The sequence below is a fragment of the Pleurocapsa sp. PCC 7327 genome, assembly GCF_000317025.1.
In the GTDB taxonomy this organism is placed as follows: domain Bacteria; phylum Cyanobacteriota; class Cyanobacteriia; order Cyanobacteriales; family Microcystaceae; genus Hydrococcus.
Genome location: NC_019689.1, coordinates 1,217,501 through 1,234,264, shown reverse-complemented (window position 1 = coordinate 1,234,264; position 16,764 = coordinate 1,217,501). Strand labels below are relative to the sequence as shown.

Annotated in this window: 11 protein-coding genes, 1 rRNA gene, 1 pseudogene and 1 CRISPR repeat array (1 of these 14 running past the window's edge); of the genes and pseudogenes, 7 read left to right on the top strand and 6 right to left on the bottom strand. The window is 43.3% G+C overall.

Annotated features, from left to right (window positions below):
• Nucleotides 1–21 precede the first annotated feature (21 nt).
• The gene (locus PLE7327_RS05525) at nucleotides 22–900 is read left to right on the top strand and encodes a 4-hydroxybenzoate solanesyltransferase (protein ID WP_015142874.1); all 879 of its coding nucleotides are present in this window, start codon (nucleotides 22–24) and stop codon (nucleotides 898–900) included.
• Nucleotides 901–983: 83 nt separating this feature from the next.
• Here PLE7327_RS05525 and PLE7327_RS05520 read toward each other — a convergent pair whose 3' ends face one another.
• Entirely contained in the window at nucleotides 984–1,169 is a 186-nt protein-coding gene (locus PLE7327_RS05520) for a hypothetical protein (protein ID WP_041391877.1), read from the bottom strand.
• Nucleotides 1,170–1,210: 41 nt separating this feature from the next.
• Nucleotides 1,211–1,441, bottom strand: coding sequence for a hypothetical protein (locus PLE7327_RS22555; RefSeq protein WP_051036386.1), 231 nt, complete (start codon nucleotides 1,439–1,441; stop codon nucleotides 1,211–1,213).
• Nucleotides 1,442–1,826: 385 nt separating this feature from the next.
• Here PLE7327_RS22555 and PLE7327_RS05510 point away from each other — a divergent pair, with 385 nt between their 5' ends.
• A complete protein-coding gene (locus PLE7327_RS05510; RefSeq protein WP_015142873.1) occupies nucleotides 1,827–4,295 on the top strand; it encodes an ATP-dependent helicase in 2,469 nt (822 codons plus the stop codon).
• Nucleotides 4,296–4,575: 280 nt separating this feature from the next.
• Nucleotides 4,576–7,583: a CRISPR direct-repeat array (repeat unit 37 nt; unit sequence ATTCCAAACATTCTTAATCCCTATTAGGGATTGAAAC).
• A gap of 40 nt (nucleotides 7,584–7,623) precedes the next feature.
• On the opposite strand, the gene PLE7327_RS05505 is transcribed toward PLE7327_RS05510, so the two are convergent.
• Both PLE7327_RS05505 and PLE7327_RS26120 read right to left on the bottom strand, forming a co-directional pair.
• On the bottom strand, nucleotides 7,624–7,914 hold the full coding sequence (locus PLE7327_RS05505; RefSeq protein WP_015142871.1) for a hypothetical protein: 291 nt from the start codon (nucleotides 7,912–7,914) through the stop codon (nucleotides 7,624–7,626).
• Nucleotides 7,915–8,266: 352 nt separating this feature from the next.
• Entirely contained in the window at nucleotides 8,267–8,398 is a 132-nt protein-coding gene (locus tag PLE7327_RS26120; protein WP_256377717.1) for a hypothetical protein, read from the bottom strand.
• Nucleotides 8,399–8,558: 160 nt separating this feature from the next.
• Between PLE7327_RS26120 and PLE7327_RS05500 the strand changes: the two genes are divergently transcribed.
• The 4 genes from PLE7327_RS05500 (at nucleotide 8,559) to PLE7327_RS05485 (ending at nucleotide 13,423) form a co-directional block, all read left to right on the top strand.
• Nucleotides 8,559–9,911, top strand: coding sequence for a nicotinate phosphoribosyltransferase (locus tag PLE7327_RS05500; RefSeq protein ID WP_015142870.1), 1,353 nt, complete (start codon nucleotides 8,559–8,561; stop codon nucleotides 9,909–9,911).
• Nucleotides 9,912–10,018: 107 nt separating this feature from the next.
• The gene (locus PLE7327_RS05495) at nucleotides 10,019–10,585 is read left to right on the top strand and encodes a nicotinate-nucleotide adenylyltransferase (RefSeq protein ID WP_041392835.1); all 567 of its coding nucleotides are present in this window, start codon (nucleotides 10,019–10,021) and stop codon (nucleotides 10,583–10,585) included.
• Entirely contained in the window at nucleotides 10,582–11,316 is a 735-nt protein-coding gene (locus PLE7327_RS05490) for an NUDIX domain-containing protein (RefSeq protein WP_015142868.1), read from the top strand. Before PLE7327_RS05495 ends, PLE7327_RS05490 begins: the two co-directional genes overlap by 4 nt.
• A gap of 412 nt (nucleotides 11,317–11,728) precedes the next feature.
• Nucleotides 11,729–13,423, top strand: coding sequence for an NAD+ synthase (locus tag PLE7327_RS05485; protein ID WP_015142867.1), 1,695 nt, complete (start codon nucleotides 11,729–11,731; stop codon nucleotides 13,421–13,423).
• Nucleotides 13,424–13,576: 153 nt separating this feature from the next.
• On the opposite strand, the pseudogene PLE7327_RS23900 reads toward PLE7327_RS05485, so the two are convergent.
• Together PLE7327_RS23900 and glyQ are read right to left on the bottom strand one after the other, a co-directional pair.
• Nucleotides 13,577–14,538 (bottom strand): annotated as a pseudogene (locus PLE7327_RS23900) (IS630 family transposase).
• A gap of 71 nt (nucleotides 14,539–14,609) precedes the next feature.
• Nucleotides 14,610–15,500 carry a glycine--tRNA ligase subunit alpha gene (gene glyQ / locus PLE7327_RS05470; RefSeq protein WP_083888329.1) on the bottom strand — a complete coding sequence of 297 codons (891 nt, stop codon included), beginning with the start codon at nucleotides 15,498–15,500 and terminating at the stop codon, nucleotides 14,610–14,612.
• Between the two features lie 331 nt (nucleotides 15,501–15,831).
• Between glyQ and PLE7327_RS05465 the strand changes: the two genes are divergently transcribed.
• Nucleotides 15,832–16,764: ribosomal RNA gene (locus tag PLE7327_RS05465) — 16S ribosomal RNA — on the top strand; it runs 557 nt beyond the window's last position.

The window sequence follows — 16,764 nt, the reverse complement described above, 5'->3', positions numbered from 1 at the left end:
AATCCAAAATTCTTTCATCAAATGACTCAATCTCAACAACTTCCAGAACCAGTTTGGTTAACGATATTTCGACTGCTGCGCTGGAACAAGCCAGAAGGACGGCTCATTTTGATGATTCCTGCGCTGTGGGCGGTATTTTTGGCAGCCCATGGCACTCCGCCACTGCCTTTAGTGGTCGTCATTATCTTAGGCAGTTTAGTTACCAGTGCGGCAGGATGCGTTGTTAACGATTTGTGGGATCGCGATATCGATCCCGAAGTCGAAAGAACTCGCGATCGACCTCTCGCTTCTCGCGCGTTGTCGGTTCGAGTAGGTATTGTTATTGCCTTGATTGCTTTTGCCTGTGCTGCCGTTCTAGCTTTCTATCTCAATTCTCTCAGTTTTTGGCTTTGTGTTGCAGCCGTCCCCGTCATTATCTGCTATCCGCTGGCAAAGCGAGTCTTTCCCATTCCCCAACTGGTTCTTTCCATCGCCTGGGGATTTGCAGTTTTAATTAGTTGGAGTGCGGTAACGGCGAAGCTGGACAGCGCCACCTGGGTGCTTTGGGGAGCAACGATATTTTGGACGCTGGGATTTGATACCGTGTATGCTATGCCAGATCGCGAAGACGATCGCAGAGTTGGCGTAAGCTCTAGCGCTCTCTTTTTCGGCAAGTATGCGGCGGATGCGGTAGGAGTCTTTTTTGCCCTTACAGCCGGTTCGCTGGCTTATCTGAGCCTGGTTATGAGACTCCATTGGGGCTTTTGGATTGCTTGGGCAATAGCAGTCGTTGGCTGGGTTGGACAGTATATTCGCTTGAGTACGCCAGAAATCCCCAATTCGATTTACGGAGAAATTTTCCGTCAAAATGTATGGCTGGGATTTATTTTGCTGTCGGGCATGATTTTGGGTTCGATTTAAAAGCGATCGCTACTTTCTTGAGAAGATAACTCGCTAGGAATGAGTTTTTTTTTCAGAGCGATCTCTCCAATCCAAAATCATATCTAATCTTCCTCTTGTTGACTTTCTTCCCAGGTTTCCCAACCTTCTTTGAAAACGAACGGCGCGATCGCAATTCCAGCCATGGGATCGGCTTGCCAAAAACCGAACGTATAATTCAATCCCAATCCTAATAACAAAATAGCAGATAGCCACCCGCAGACAAGAGTCTCTTGAGAATCGGCAATCAATGCTCTACGCTAGAAGCACGATTTGAATATCAGAATGAAGTTCAGACAAGAGTCTCTTGAGAATCGGCAATCAATGCTCTACTGTCGAGATTCTGCCCTAAGCGATCTTTTTGCCATGCGAGTATAGGCATAGTAATAAGCGATGCGATCGCGATGAGAATTCCTGCTAAAGAAGGCTGAGGAATTTCTTGAGTCAGAAGTTTTTGAACGGATTCCAACAAAATATACCCCCAAGAATAAAAAAAGTCGCGGCAACCAGTTTCATTGCCCATTGCTCGATCGCTTTCTCTTCTTCTTCGGACAAGTTACGATGTTTTCTCAAGCGCCAGATTAAAATGAGTCCAGAAAGAGATTCCACGATGCTATCTAAGCCAAAATCCACTAGGGCAATGCTGTTGTTAAGACTGCCAAAACCAATCGAAAGAACTGCTTCAAATATGTTATAGGCAACAGTAAAATACTCTAAACGCAGCCCTTTTTTTGTATAAATTTTCCATAATGACTTGCTTTGGAGCTAGTAAAAATTAAATAATCTATTCTATTAAGGCGAGAGTTACAAACACCTCCTTCAGCCTTCGGGAAAGCGAAATGAGGAAGATAGGGCAATCCAAAACCTAAAATCAAAAATCAAAAATCAAATAACTGATAACTAAAATAATGCCATTTGATTCTAATGACAGCGCTACAAATAGAATAACAACCGTGTCCTCTTGGACAGAAACATCAGTTCGGACTGACTTAGAGGAAAAATTAGAGCAACTTCGTAAAAGTTTGCGTCCGGGACAGCGGGATTTAGCCGACTGGAAAGGCGGACAAATGGCGATTTCTGCGGTTCCCGGCGCGGGAAAATCTCATAGTTTGTCAGTGGCAGCGGCAATTGCGATCGCCCGCTATCAACTCCACGCCAGAAAACAACTGGTTATCGTCACCTACACCCGTTCGGCAGCAGCAAGTATTAAAGATAAAATCAAACAACAGCTCAAAGAACTCCAACTTCCTCAGACTGGTTTTAGCGTCCAAACGCTGCACGGGTTAGCACTCAACATTGCCAATCGCTATCCAGAATTATCGGGACTGAATCTCGACAGTGCCACTCTCATTACCCCTAATTCTACACATCGCATTGTCAGAGCTTGTGTAGAACAATGGATTAATACTGCACCGAGAAGATATCAAATCTTACTCGAAGGAATGCAGTTTGATGGCGAAGAAGCTGAAAAATTGCGCCGTCACTCGGTCTTGCGTACCGAAGTCTTGCCAAATCTCGCTCACACCGTCATTCGAGAAGCAAAAAGTTCCGGTTTGTCGCCAGAAGCCTTGGCAGAAATTAGCCAACAGACCAACGATGACTATCAAATTTTAGCGATCGCGGCGGGATTATATCAACAATACGAGCGATTGATGCGATCGCGCGATTTAATCGATTACGATGACATGATCCTCGCCGCCTTGCGAGTTCTAGAAAACGAATCCATTCGCCAGATTTGGCAAAATCAAGTCTTTGCCGTTTTTGAAGATGAAGCTCAAGATTCCAGTCCCTTGCAAGAAAAACTCATTTCAATTCTTGCTGCCGATCCTAGCAATCTCAATGCACCAATGAATTTAGTCCGCGTTGGCGATCCCAACCAAGCAATTAACTCTACCTTCACACCCGCCGATCCCCTCTATTTCAACTGGTTTTGTACCACCTGCCAAATTCAAGGAAACCTCGCTACGATGGATCGAGCAGGTCGCAGCAATCAGCGTATCATCGACGCAGCGAATTTTATCCTGGAGTGGGTCAATAACACCTGGAGAAGCAAGGATAAGCAGTCACAACAACAAGAGTTACAAAATTCAGAATACGTTTTGCACAGAAGATACATTAATCAAAAGAATTTAGAATCGAAAAATACCTACGTCGCACAGAAAATAGAATTACCTTTCCGCGAGCAAAAAATTTATCCCGTTGACGCTGGCGACCCGCAAAAATTAGCCAATCCAAAAGCTAAAGGTCTGGGATTGGAAATTTATACTCCTGAAGATACTTATGAAACAGTCGCACTCATCCAAAAGCGAGTCATTAAATTACTTACGGAAGACTCCCAGCGAAATGCCGCTATATTAGTCCGGGAAAATCGTCAAGGTCGGTTTCTGGCAGAGCAACTGACGGATTCACTACGGCAACATAATATTAAAGTTTACGAAGTCGGCGAAAGCGATCGCTTCTCGCAAATTCCTGAAGAAATTCTTAAACTCCTACAATTTATCGACCGCCCCCATTCTCCCGACAATCTCAAAGCAGCTTTAGAAATTCTAGAACGACGAGATCTCATTGCCGCCCAAGATCTCAACGCTTTAGCTACCTATCCAGAGCAATTTCTCTATCCCAGTCCCCTCGATCTGCCCCAGAAACCTCAGGTGGCCCAAGCCCGCCGTTACTGTTGCAATCTCCTGCGAGCTAGACTGGAATTGCCTCACTATCAGCTTATTCCCTTCCTGGGAATGACGTTAAAATATACGGGTTCCGAACTCGCAACCGTACAGAAATTATCTGAACGAGTGCACCAACAAATTGTCGGCAATAGTTCCCTAAAAACTGCGATCGCAGCCCTCAATGAAATTGCCAGTTCCGAATGCTTTGAAGCGGTAGAAGAAGAGACCGACGATCGCTATACCAGTCAGGGTCAATTAACTATTATTACCATGCACAAAGCCAAGGGATTGGACTGGGATTATGTCTTCATTCCTTTCTTGCACGAAGACGTACTTCCAGGCAAACCCTGGGTTCCCACTTCCTCTAAATTTTTAGGCGATTTTACCCTCGCAGAAGTCGCCCGCGCCCAAATTCGCACCGCAGTCCATGCTCAATATCTCGATCCAGACAGTTTGCCTCCCATTCCGCAACCGCTAGAAGCTTGGGAAGAAGCGGGAAAATTGAAAAAAGCAGAAGAATTTCGCTTGCTTTACGTTGCCATGACACGAGCAAAACGGCTTTTGTGGATGTCGGCAGAAACAAAAGCACCGTTTCGCTGGAATACCTTTCGGGGCGATCGCGTCAGTAATTTACAAGATAAAACCCCTTGTCCGATTTTATCTGCCTTGATGCGTCAGTTTCCCGAATCGGTGGTTAAGATAGGGTTTTAAAGTCGAATGAGATTGGCGCAAAATCACCTCGCGATCGCTATTTTCTTCTCCTAGTGCGCGACAGGGTAGGTGTAGAAATGAAGCTTTAGACAAAAGTCTCTCAACCCTCTACTCAGTCAAGTTTTAAGCACTATCACGTTCTTTAGCAACCCGCGCATCATACACAGCAAAGCTTTTATCATTTCCAGGTGGATTTTTTGTCACGGTTATGTTAAATTTAAAGAGGTTTCGCGCAACTGTACCTTGAAAACTAAATATAGTCAGCTTTTCGGACATCGGTATTCCAAACATTCTTAATCCCTATTAGGGATTGAAACAGGATAAAAGCTTTTAACCAACAACCGGGGAAGGGGAACCAAATTCCAAACATTCTTAATCCCTATTAGGGATTGAAACTATTAATTTTTGAGGAAATTGAAATGATTTTTCAAATTCCAAACATTCTTAATCCCTATTAGGGATTGAAACAAGCAAACCCCTCGCCTCCCCATCCTAATTACGGATTCCAAACATTCTTAATCCCTATTAGGGATTGAAACTTCAATATCGAGCAGCCATTTGGGAACTTCAGCAATTCCAAACATTCTTAATCCCTATTAGGGATTGAAACTGACATTAACGTTGGAGCAAGCGTAACTAGCGATTCATTCCAAACATTCTTAATCCCTATTAGGGATTGAAACTGGGTACGAGTATCGCCGGGCTAACCATTTATCTTCCAAACATTCTTAATCCCTATTAGGGATTGAAACTTAATAGTTACGTGCGCTCGGATAGTACTAATGTAATTCCAAACATTCTTAATCCCTATTAGGGATTGAAACGAGAATTGCTCGTATACCCACCTTAAGCTAATAGAATTCCAAACATTCTTAATCCCTATTAGGGATTGAAACTATTTTTTAAACAAGGGAAATGTCGAAAAAGAATTATTCCAAACATTCTTAATCCCTATTAGGGATTGAAACTTCGTGCCCTTCTACATGAACGAGCCTCACCCATTATATTCCAAACATTCTTAATCCCTATTAGGGATTGAAACCAGATTTCCATAATATCCTCCGCATTGGATTCCAAAAATTCCAAACATTCTTAATCCCTATTAGGGATTGAAACCTTGTTTCTTCATCCACTTCAGCATCCTTCCCGATTCCAAACATTCTTAATCCCTATTAGGGATTGAAACTCGCTCAAATTCTTTTTTCTGTTCGTCGAGCTGTTGAATTCCAAACATTCTTAATCCCTATTAGGGATTGAAACCCTTTTGGCTGGTGGGAACATTGATTCCTGCCAAATTCCAAACATTCTTAATCCCTATTAGGGATTGAAACAAATTTTATAGTCCAAGGCATCCCGTTTGCTTCTAGATTCCAAACATTCTTAATCCCTATTAGGGATTGAAACAAATTTTATAGTCCAAGGCATCCCGTTTGCTTCTAGATTCCAAACATTCTTAATCCCTATTAGGGATTGAAACTCTGACAGGATGCCGATTGGGAGAGGCTTTCGCATTCCAAACATTCTTAATCCCTATTAGGGATTGAAACACTGCGCTTTTTTCCATTCCAGTAACTCTCCCGATTCCAAACATTCTTAATCCCTATTAGGGATTGAAACTCGGCTAGAAAGATTTCTACGAAAATCTTCCTACCATTCCAAACATTCTTAATCCCTATTAGGGATTGAAACGGATAAGCCGCGCTTGGTTGGACGCTACCGTGTAAGAATTCCAAACATTCTTAATCCCTATTAGGGATTGAAACGGCTTGATTTTTGACAGGAATATTTTCGTCTCGATTCCAAACATTCTTAATCCCTATTAGGGATTGAAACTTAAGGAAGAATTTTAATAAAAATAAAACCTATAAATTCCAAACATTCTTAATCCCTATTAGGGATTGAAACTCCCAAACCCCCGTATAGCCAAAAGCTTGGTAAGATTCCAAACATTCTTAATCCCTATTAGGGATTGAAACAGGATGCGTTCGAGGGACATTTTTTTAGATATTTCCTAAATTCCAAACATTCTTAATCCCTATTAGGGATTGAAACAGGATGCGTTCGAGGGACATTTTTTTAGATATTTCCTAAATTCCAAACATTCTTAATCCCTATTAGGGATTGAAACGAAAAAAACAAAGTAACGATCGGCGACTCCAATATTCCAAACATTCTTAATCCCTATTAGGGATTGAAACTCACCGATCACCTCCTTCTTGAGGCGGATGTGGGAATTCCAAACATTCTTAATCCCTATTAGGGATTGAAACCCGTTCTCAATGCACCTCTAGCACTAGTTAGATCAATTCCAAACATTCTTAATCCCTATTAGGGATTGAAACGGACAAAAAATCAGAGCGTCAAATAGCCGATTTGGTTCCAAACATTCTTAATCCCTATTAGGGATTGAAACCGGGAAGATTTTCGTAGTAAATCTTCCCGAAAAAAATTCCAAACATTCTTAATCCCTATTAGGGATTGAAACATTCCAGTTTCACTAGAATAGCTTTCATCAAAGATTCCAAACATTCTTAATCCCTATTAGGGATTGAAACAAGGTGTAACCCGTTGCGGACGAACGTTTGTACATTCCAAACATTCTTAATCCCTATTAGGGATTGAAACGTTTGGTCGATTTGCCTGATCAGGCGTTTCATTTCTTCATATTCCAAACATTCTTAATCCCTATTAGGGATTGAAACACCTGACTTGTACAACGACAAACAAGCCTGGATTCCAAACATTCTTAATCCCTATTAGGGATTGAAACCGAGAAGCCCAAGAAGCAAAAGGACTCGCAGGAATCGCCCATTCCAAACATTCTTAATCCCTATTAGGGATTGAAACAAGCAGGCCTCCATTCTCGAATATTCTTTGGCCCACCCGAATTCCAAACATTCTTAATCCCTATTAGGGATTGAAACTTATGGACATCTCCCGATTTAATCCACGGCTGCGAATTCCAAACATTCTTAATCCCTATTAGGGATTGAAACGAAAACTAAGCAAACATACCCTACGGAATCATGATATTCCAAACATTCTTAATCCCTATTAGGGATTGAAACTCCTTAAGCTTACTCAGTACCTCATCAATCCCCTATTCCAAACATTCTTAATCCCTATTAGGGATTGAAACACAGAGCGAAGAAAAATACTTGGAAACACTTGGCAGGTCATTCCAAACATTCTTAATCCCTATTAGGGATTGAAACAAATCTTTTAATATCATAGGAGGATTCGCAGGAAGAATTCCAAACATTCTTAATCCCTATTAGGGATTGAAACCTTTAACCATATATGTATATTTTCCCCATGTAAGCGAAGCTTATCTTTCTTCTTGTTTTGTCAATCGCTCTAAAATCTCAGCAATTTTGTTGTGCGTCTCCTCTACTTTTTCTAGGCGATCGTAATAATCTGCTTGTGTCTCCCAAAAATTTGCTTGAGAGATTGATAGTCTGGCAACCATCTTATCTATCCGCTTGACCGATTGCGTTAATCCACTAATGTCATCTTTCAATTCGGATAGCGACTCCGTAAATTTAAGTTGAGAATTTTGCAACTCTTGCTGCACAGAAAGCATTTTGTTGAGTACTTCCTGCATTTGCTCTAAGGTCATATAGAGATACCGTGTGGTAGCCGATCGCGATTCTCTTGCCAGAGAGCGATCGCCTTTGTTTTACTTTTTATAGTAATAGTATACCGAAGTCATAATAGGTAGTGCGCTCATCGTAGCGTGCGCGTAAGCGCATATGTCCCGCTCGCGACCAAGACGCGAAGCGTCATGGTGAGCCGAAGCGAAGCCTGAGCGATAGCAAAGGAGCTTTCGCACTACTGGTTATTGTGGTCATTCATCCGGATTTGATATAACTTTTTGGTTGCCGCCCATTCTAAACATTCCTAATCGCTATTAGGGATTAAAACAACCGCATCGTCCAAGCGTCCAGGACAGTCCTGGAAGGTTCCAAGAATTAAGAAGCACCTAAATAGATAGTTTCTAGGACAGTTTCCCTTACAGAAGCGCCATTCTTTTCAATTCGGTAGGCTTTGGCATTAGGACGAGAACTGACAATATTTTCCAAGCGATCGCCGACAAAATACAACCTAATCCCATCATCCGCTGCATAGCCAGCATCATATCACTCGTGCATTTTCCTGTGTGCCCTTTGTGTTTTTTAAAAATCAGCCTGCAAACCCCTAGTCATTTTTGGTAAAAATTACTATAATTAAACAAAAGCAAGAAACGATTTTTTCTCAACTGCAATGATAGAAGACCAACAACTTATCTTCAGTAGTGAGGATTATAGCTTGCTGACCGATTTGTACCAGCTAACCATGGTAGCTTGTTACGTCGGGGAAGGATTAGAAGACAAACCTGCTAGCTTTGAACTGTTCGTTCGCCATTTTCCCGATAAGTTTGGCTATCTCATCGCAATGGGATTAGCTCAAGCTTTGGACTATCTAGAAAAGCTACATTTCACTAACCAACAACTGGAGGCTTTGCAAAATACAGGAATTTTTGCCCATGCACCCGCCAAATTTTGGTCGCTGCTAGAGTCGGGACGTTTTACAGGGAATGTTTGGGCAATCCCAGAGGGAACGGCTATTTTTGCTAACGAACCATTGCTGCGGGTAGAAGCTCCTCTATGGCAAGCTCAGTTAGTAGAAACCTATCTTCTCAATACTATAAACTACCAAACTTTGATTGCTACGAAAGCTGCTCGGATGCGGGATGTGGCAGGAAAAGACGCAATCTTGTTAGAGTTTGGGACCAGAAGGGCTTTTAGTCCGCAAGGTTCGCTTTGGGCAGCTAGAGCGGCTTTAGCAGGGGGACTGGATTCCACTTCTAATGTTCTAGCCGCATTGAAATTAGGACGCAAGCCAAGCGGAACGATGGCACATTCTCTCGTGATGGCAATTGGAGCGATTGAAGGAAGCGAAGATGATGCTTTTAGTGCCTTTCATCGCTATTTTCCGACTGCACTTTTGTTAATCGATACCTACGATACCATTGCGGCGGCTGAGCGTCTGGCAGAAAAGGTTAAAGCGGGCAAAATAGAAGTGACGGGAGTACGGCTAGATTCTGGGGATTTAGCTGAATTATCTAAGAAAGTGCGATCGCTGCTTCCAGATATTACCATCTTTGCCAGTGGCGACCTAGATGAATGGGAAATCGTTCGCTTAAAAGAAGCTGGTGCTTGTATCGATGGCTATGGACTAGGAACCAAACTGGTAACGGGTTCTCCTGTCAATGGAGTCTACAAAATAGTAGAAATTGATGGCATTCCCACCATGAAGCAATCTAGTAAAAAAGCTACCTATCCAGGACGCAAACAAATTTTTCGTCGCCAAGAAAACTCAAAAATCTTATCAGACAGATTAGGATTAGCTCAAGAAACCGCCAACAGCGACGAACAGCCACTATTAGAACTGGTAATGCAACAAGGTAAGCCAGTCAACCCCCCAGAAACAATAGAAACCATTCAAAAACGCACTCAAGCATCTGTTGCTAGCCTTCCTCCTGAAACCCGCCGACTTAATAACCCAATACCAGTTCCCGTCAACATTTCCAATGCTTTAGAATCTCTTCGCTTATCATGGATTGCCAATCACTAAAATTATAAGGTGAATAAGGTACTTCAATACTGATAACTGCTCAAAAAACGAGATTTTAAACCTTGCCTACCGAAACTATAGTGCAAATGACCAATGACGAAGGACAAATAACAAAAATTGCCCTATTTGGTACCAGTGCTGACCCCCCAACGGCTGCACATCAAGCCATTCTTGAATGGTTATCCGAACATTACGATTGGGTAGCAGTTTGGGCATCTGATAATCCTTTTAAAGGTCATCAAACTTCCCTCGAACACCGTATGGAAATGTTGCGGTTGTTAATTGAAGAAATAAAAACTCCTCGGAAAAATATTAGAGTATACGAAGAGTTAAGCCATCTAAGAAGTCTAATTAGTGTAGAAAAAGCCAAGGAATTGTGGGGCAATGAAGCAGAATATCACTTAGTCATTGGTTCTGATTTAGTCAATCAAATACGTCGCTGGTATCGCTTTGAAGAATTATTAAAACAAGTTCAAATTTTAGTCATTCCTCGTCCGGGATATCCAATTGCAGAAGAAGATTTAGAAGCCTTACATAGTCTAGGAGGAAAGTGTATCGTTGCCGACTTAGATGCTCCTGCCATTTCTTCCACAGCCTATCGCGAGAAAAGAAATAAAAATATTGTAACCCAGCCTGTTAAGGAATATATTAAACGAGAAAAATTATACATATGAAAACCGATGAACAAAAATTAGTTAATAAGACTGAATTAGAAAATTTTAAGGTTGGCGTTGACAACGTTATTTTTTCTGTAGATACCCAGCTAAATCGTCTTTTAGTATTGCTAATTAAGCGTAAAGATGAACCTTTTAGCGGTCAATGGAGTTTGCCAGGAACGCTGGTTCGTAAAGGAGAAGCTTTAGAACAATCTGCCTACCGAATTTTGGCAGAGAAAATCCAAGTCAAAAATCTATATTTAGAACAACTTTATACTTTTGGAGGTCCCTGGCAAGCTCCGAGAGAATCTCCTGATAGTTATGGAGTTCGCTATCTTTCTGTTAGTTATTTTGCTCTAGTGCGATTTGAGGATGCAAAGTTAATCGCTGAAAATCTTAGTAGTATTACTTGGTATCCAATTCAAAGAGTCCCAAAATTAGCCTTCGATCATAATGAGATTCTTGAGTATGGTTATCGGCGTTTGCGTAACAAATTAGAGTATAGTCCTATTGCTTTTGATGTGTTACCCGAAGTCTTTACCTTAAACGATCTCTATCAACTTTATTGTACAATTTTAGGAGAAAATTTTTCTGATTACTCTAATTTTAGATCGCGTTTATTGAAGTTGGGTTTTTTATGCGATACCGGAGTAAAAGTATCGAAAGGTGCTGGTCGCCCGGCGAGTTTATATCGCTTTGATGCTGAGGCATTTGCACCATTTAAAGATAAACCATTAGTATTTATTTGAGATTATTTACTCATTCGTATATTCGAATATCAAAAAAATAAAATTATTCGCTCAATTAATTAGTGTTAAAATATTATGGAAATATAGAGAGGCGATTGCACCCTAAAAACAAGTCATAAAAAATTGCATTAATAATTTACTTTTTATCAAAAAATCAAGCAATCATTCAATATTTATTTGGAGTGAATTATGAAACTCTCTGAAGATTGCTAAGACATTAAGAAATTCGCAATCAGATCGATCGCATCGATTGCAAAATCGATACAATCATAAAAAAAGATTTACTTATCAAAAAAAAATAAATGTATTGTCATTGACGACGGGAAATTAATTAAATCAGTAATTCTCTCAAAGAACATGACAGAGTATTACAAATTTTGCAAGAGAACGTTCCTTTACAGCGACTAGAACTATGAAAATTGCGATCGCACAACTCAATCCCACAATAGGCGACCTTTCTGGCAACGCTAAAAATATTTTAGAAGCTGCACGACAAGCTGCTAAAGAAGGCGTTCGCCTAATGCTAACTCCCGAACTTTCTCTGTGCGGTTATCCGCCAAGAGACTTGCTCCTCAGTTCAGAATTTGTCGAATCAATGTCAAAAAAGTTGCACGAGTTAGCGCAACAATTACCCACTCAAATAGCAGTCTTAGTAGGGACAGCAGAACCCAATCCTTATGCTACATCTAAAGGTCAAAAACCTCTCTTTAACGGCACGGCTTTATTAGAGGGAGGAAAACTTCAAAAAATCTTTTACAAACGGCTTTTACCTACCTATGACGTTTTCGACGAAGATCGCTATTTTGAACCAGGGTATCAAACTAACTCCTTTACAATTAAGAGTGATTCACAATCTAAAATTCATATTGGTGTAACTATCTGCGAAGACTTATGGAATGAGGAAGAATTTTGGGGAAAACGTAATTATGAAATTAACCCCATTGAAGATTTAGCTGAATTAGAAGTCGATCTCATCGTAAATTTATCTGCATCTCCCTACACCGTAAGCAAGCAAAAATTACGCGAAGCCATGCTTAGTCATAGTGCTAGTCGCTATCAAACACCTATTATTTACGTAAATCAGATAGGAGGAAATGACGACCTGATTTTTGATGGTAACAGTGTGGCTTTTAATCGCACAGGTAATGTCGTTTGCCGTGCTAAAGCGTTTGCATCAGACTTAAAAATTATTGAACTTGACGAACAAACAAAAGATTTATTACCAACTGCGATCGCACCTCTGCCAGAAACCGAAGAAGAAGAAATTTTCTCCGCATTAGTTTTGGGAGTAAGAGACTATGCCAGAAAATGTGGATTTTCTCAAGTTGTACTAGGCTTAAGTGGTGGCATTGATTCTTCATTAGTCGCTGCGATCGCAGCAGAAGCGATGGGTGCAGAAAATGTCCTCGGAGTTCTAATGCCTTCTCCTTACAGTTCGGAACATTCTATTACCGACGCAGAAGCATTAGTCAAAAATCTCGGCATTAAAAGTCAAAAATTGCCCATCGGCGATCTCATGAAATCTTACGATCGACTTCTAGAACCTTTATTTGCAGGCACGGAGTTTGGTATTGCCGAAGAGAATACTCAATCTCGCATTCGAGGAAACCTACTAATGGCAATCTCCAACAAATTCGGTCATCTTCTCCTATCTACAGGCAACAAATCAGAAATGGCAGTTGGATACTGCACCCTTTATGGCGATATGAATGGAGGATTAGCCGTCATTGCCGACGTTCCCAAAACCCGCGTCTTTTCTATCTGTCGCTGGCTCAATCGTACTAGAGAAATCATTCCCAACAACGTACTGATTAAATCTCCTAGCGCAGAATTAAAACCCGGACAAGTTGACCAAGATTCCCTACCTCCCTACGAAATTCTCGATGACATCCTCGAACGCGCGATTCATCACCATCAATCAACTGCCCAGATCGTAGAATCAGGACACGATCTCGAAGTTGTTGACCAAGTCATGAAATTAATTGCTCGTGCTGAATTTAAACGCAAACAAGCACCGCCAGGACTAAAAATTACCGACCGCGCCTTCGGTACGGGTTGGCGGATGCCGATTGCTAGTCGCTGGTTGCCTCCTAACCCTTCAAACTGAACTAAGTAGCCAAGGGTAGAAAAGCTCAGGTATGTAAGGCATCATCAAGGCGTCAATCGAGAGGGAAATCGAAATCGTTCTGCTGGGTATCCCCCGGCATGTGCCCGAGCATCAATGCCGTCGAGCGCGGCATACGCTCAGTCCAGTTCATGGTCAAACATCTGCCCGCACAATTGGTGGGCTTTTAACTGATGCCATTCGGTTTCAATCGGATTCAATTCGGAGCAGTATTTGGGCAAGAAGAAACAATACAGCCCACAAGCTTGCCACTCCTGCCATTTTGCCTTGACCGATTGGCTGGTATGCACCGGACTCCGCTCTTGGACAATCACTCGGATGGGGGCGGTTGCCTCAAACTGGAGTTGGGCTTGACGCGCTTGCTCGTCCATCAGCCGGATGTAACGTTCCGCCTCGAAACTGCCCACGACTAAGCCGTAGTCAAACCTCTGCCTCGGTTGGAGCAAGCCCAAGATCCTGATGCGCTTGCCTCGGCGTTCGGTTTGTTCGAGCCGTTTCTGCTCTCCCTGGAAAAAATAGCTGTAGCTCGCCGGCAGCCACAGACAGAACCCGGATTCATCCAGATAGCATAAGTCGATTTCGCCCACGGCGGCTGCCCATTGCAGCATCTCTAAGTCCGCCAGTTTTCTCGCTTTTTCGATCGCATCCTGCTTGCCCCGATGGCTCGCACGGGTACGCTTCCAAATTATCCCCTTTTTTTGAGCACCCGTCGCCGGTGGTCAGGACTCAACTCAACATTGCGCTCACGGGCTAACTTCTGGCTCAGTTGTTGGCTATTGTAGGTGCGTGGCTCTTGCCGTAAGCATGCTTCCAGATACGCCATGTCCTCCGGTTGCCAACGGGCTTGGGCAACCCGGATGCGGGGCATCCCACAGTCCGCCCAACCCGTTCTTTTGCCAGCGATGCAGTGTCTCCCGCACTGTACGGGCATTCCAGTCGAAAAATGCGGCGATCTGCTCGACATACATCCCCTGATGACTCAAGCGGATCGCTTCGGCGCGAGCTTTGACCCGCTGCGGCACCGTGCAGGCAGTTCGTAGCTCGAACAAGGTGCGGTTTTCTGCGGCACTGAGAAACACTCGTAAGCGACTGCCCATTGGCTCTACCTCTCAGCTTGGAAATCCATGCTTTGATTTAACTTCACATACCGCAGCTTTTCAACCCCGACCTACTTACTAATAACTTCGGGTTGATTATTCAAAAGCGGAAACCCTGATTTTTCTCGTTGCCGAACGTACAATTGAGCGACTTGTCTAGCTAGATGGCGAATTCGGCCAATATAGCGCGTCCTCTCCGCGACAGCTATCACGCCTCTTGCATCCAACAAATTGAAAGTGTGAGAACATTTGAGAACGTAATCAAGACTTGGCCAAACCAATTCGCGATCGAGAAGCTGTTTTGCTTCCTGTTCGTAAAGATCGAACAGACTAAACAACAAATCCGGGTTAGATGCCTCAAAATTATAAGTACATTGCTCTATTTCCGCTTGCAGAAAAATCTCTCCATAAGTAATGCGATCGTTCCACCGAATCTTGATAATCGCATCTACATCTTGTAGATACATTGCCAATCGTTCTAAACCGTAAGTAATCTCAATGGAAACCGGACGACAATCGATCCCGCCGCACTGCTGAAAGTAAGTAAACTGAGTAATTTCCATCCCATCTAACCAAACTTCCCAACCAGTTCCCCAAGCACCGACGGCTGCATCCTCCCAATTATCCTCCACAAAGCGAATATCGTGGTCTTCGGGATGGATGCCCAACGCTCTCAATGAATCCAAATAAATATCTTGGATATTGTCTGGCGAAGGTTTGATTAGGACTTGATACTGATAATAATGCTGGAAGCGATTGGGATTTTCTCCATAGCGTCCGTCCGTCGGTCTTCGACAAGGTTCTATATAAGCCACAGACCAAGGTTCTGGTCCTAACGCTCGCAAAAATGTATGCGGGTTCTTAGTTCCAGCTCCTTTCTCAATATCATAGGGTTGAACGATTAAACACCCGCGATCGCTCCAGAACTGATTTAGCGTAACGACGATTGACTGAAAATTAATAGACACTTTATCGACTACCTTTCTCTTTCTTCTCCATTGTCGCCCAGAAAGGTCATGACAAGCGCATTATAGAAAAACTCAAAAATTTTTTGAGCCAAAAGGTTGACAAACGCTCAAAAGATAGTTACATTAATAAATGCGCGGTTGAGGCAAACGCTTCGAGCAGCGCCCCGAACCTAGACAAGACAATAGTTTGAAAGCCAAGTTGCCAGAGCCCTTGTTAAAAGAAATTATAACTCGAGCGACTAGCGAGGTCTAGTCCGATCGAGGAAAACCTCGAAAGATGCCGGAGACTGAAAACAGTTTTTGGAGCAACAATCAAACCAACTCTACCATGGAGAGTTTGATCCTGGCTCAGGATGAACGCTGGCGGCGTGCCTAACACATGCAAGTCGAACGGGGTGGAAACACCTAGTGGCGGACGGGTGAGTAACGCGTGAGAATCTGCCTTCAGGACGGGGACAACAGCGGGAAACTGCTGCTAATACCCGATGTGCCGCAAGGTGAAAGAAATTCGCCTGAAGAAGAGCTCGCGTCAGATTAGCTAGTTGGTAGGGTAAAAGCCTACCAAGGCGACGATCTGTAGCTGGTCTGAGAGGATGAGCAGCCACACTGGGACTGAGACACGGCCCAGACTCCTACGGGAGGCAGCAGTGGGGAATTTTCCGCAATGGGCGAAAGCCTGACGGAGCAACGCCGCGTGAGGGAGGAAGGCCTTTGGGTTGTAAACCTCTTTTGCTCGGGAAGAAGAAAGTGACGGTACCGAGCGAATCAGCCTCGGCTAACTCCGTGCCAGCAGCCGCGGTAAGACGGAGGAGGCAAGCGTTATCCGGAATCATTGGGCGTAAAGAGTCCGTAGGTGGCAACGCAAGTCGGCGGTCAAAGACCGGAGCTTAACTCCGGAGCGGCCGTGGAAACTGCGCAGCTAGAGTCCGGTAGGGGTAGCGGGAATTCCCAGTGTAGCGGTGAAATGCGTAGAGATTGGGAAGAACATCGGTGGCGAAAGCGCGCTACTGGGCCGGAACTGACACTGAGGGACGAAAGCTAGGGGAGCGAAAGGGATTAGATACCCCTGTAGTCCTAGCTGTAAACGATGGAAACTAGGCGTGGCTTGTATCGACCCGAGCCGTGCCGAAGCTAACGCGTTAAGTTTCCCGCCTGGGGAGTACGCACGCAAGTGTGAAACTCAAAGGAATTGACGGGGGCCCGCACAAGCGGTGGAGTATGTGGTTTAATTCGATGCAACGCGAAGAACCTTACCAGG

Excerpts from the sequence above, each read along its gene's own strand:
- PLE7327_RS05525 (WP_015142874.1), top strand. The coding sequence starts at position 22 with ATGACTCAATCTCAACAACTTCCAGAACCAGTTTGGTTAACGATATTT.
- PLE7327_RS22555 (WP_051036386.1), bottom strand. The coding sequence starts at position 1,441 with ATGGGCAATGAAACTGGTTGCCGCGACTTTTTTTATTCTTGGGGGTAT.
- PLE7327_RS05510 (WP_015142873.1), top strand. The coding sequence starts at position 1,827 with ATGCCATTTGATTCTAATGACAGCGCTACAAATAGAATAACAACCGTG.
- PLE7327_RS05505 (WP_015142871.1), bottom strand. The coding sequence starts at position 7,914 with ATGACCTTAGAGCAAATGCAGGAAGTACTCAACAAAATGCTTTCTGTG.
- PLE7327_RS05500 (WP_015142870.1), top strand. The coding sequence starts at position 8,559 with ATGATAGAAGACCAACAACTTATCTTCAGTAGTGAGGATTATAGCTTG.
- PLE7327_RS05490 (WP_015142868.1), top strand. The coding sequence starts at position 10,582 with ATGAAAACCGATGAACAAAAATTAGTTAATAAGACTGAATTAGAAAAT.
- PLE7327_RS05485 (WP_015142867.1), top strand. The coding sequence starts at position 11,729 with ATGAAAATTGCGATCGCACAACTCAATCCCACAATAGGCGACCTTTCT.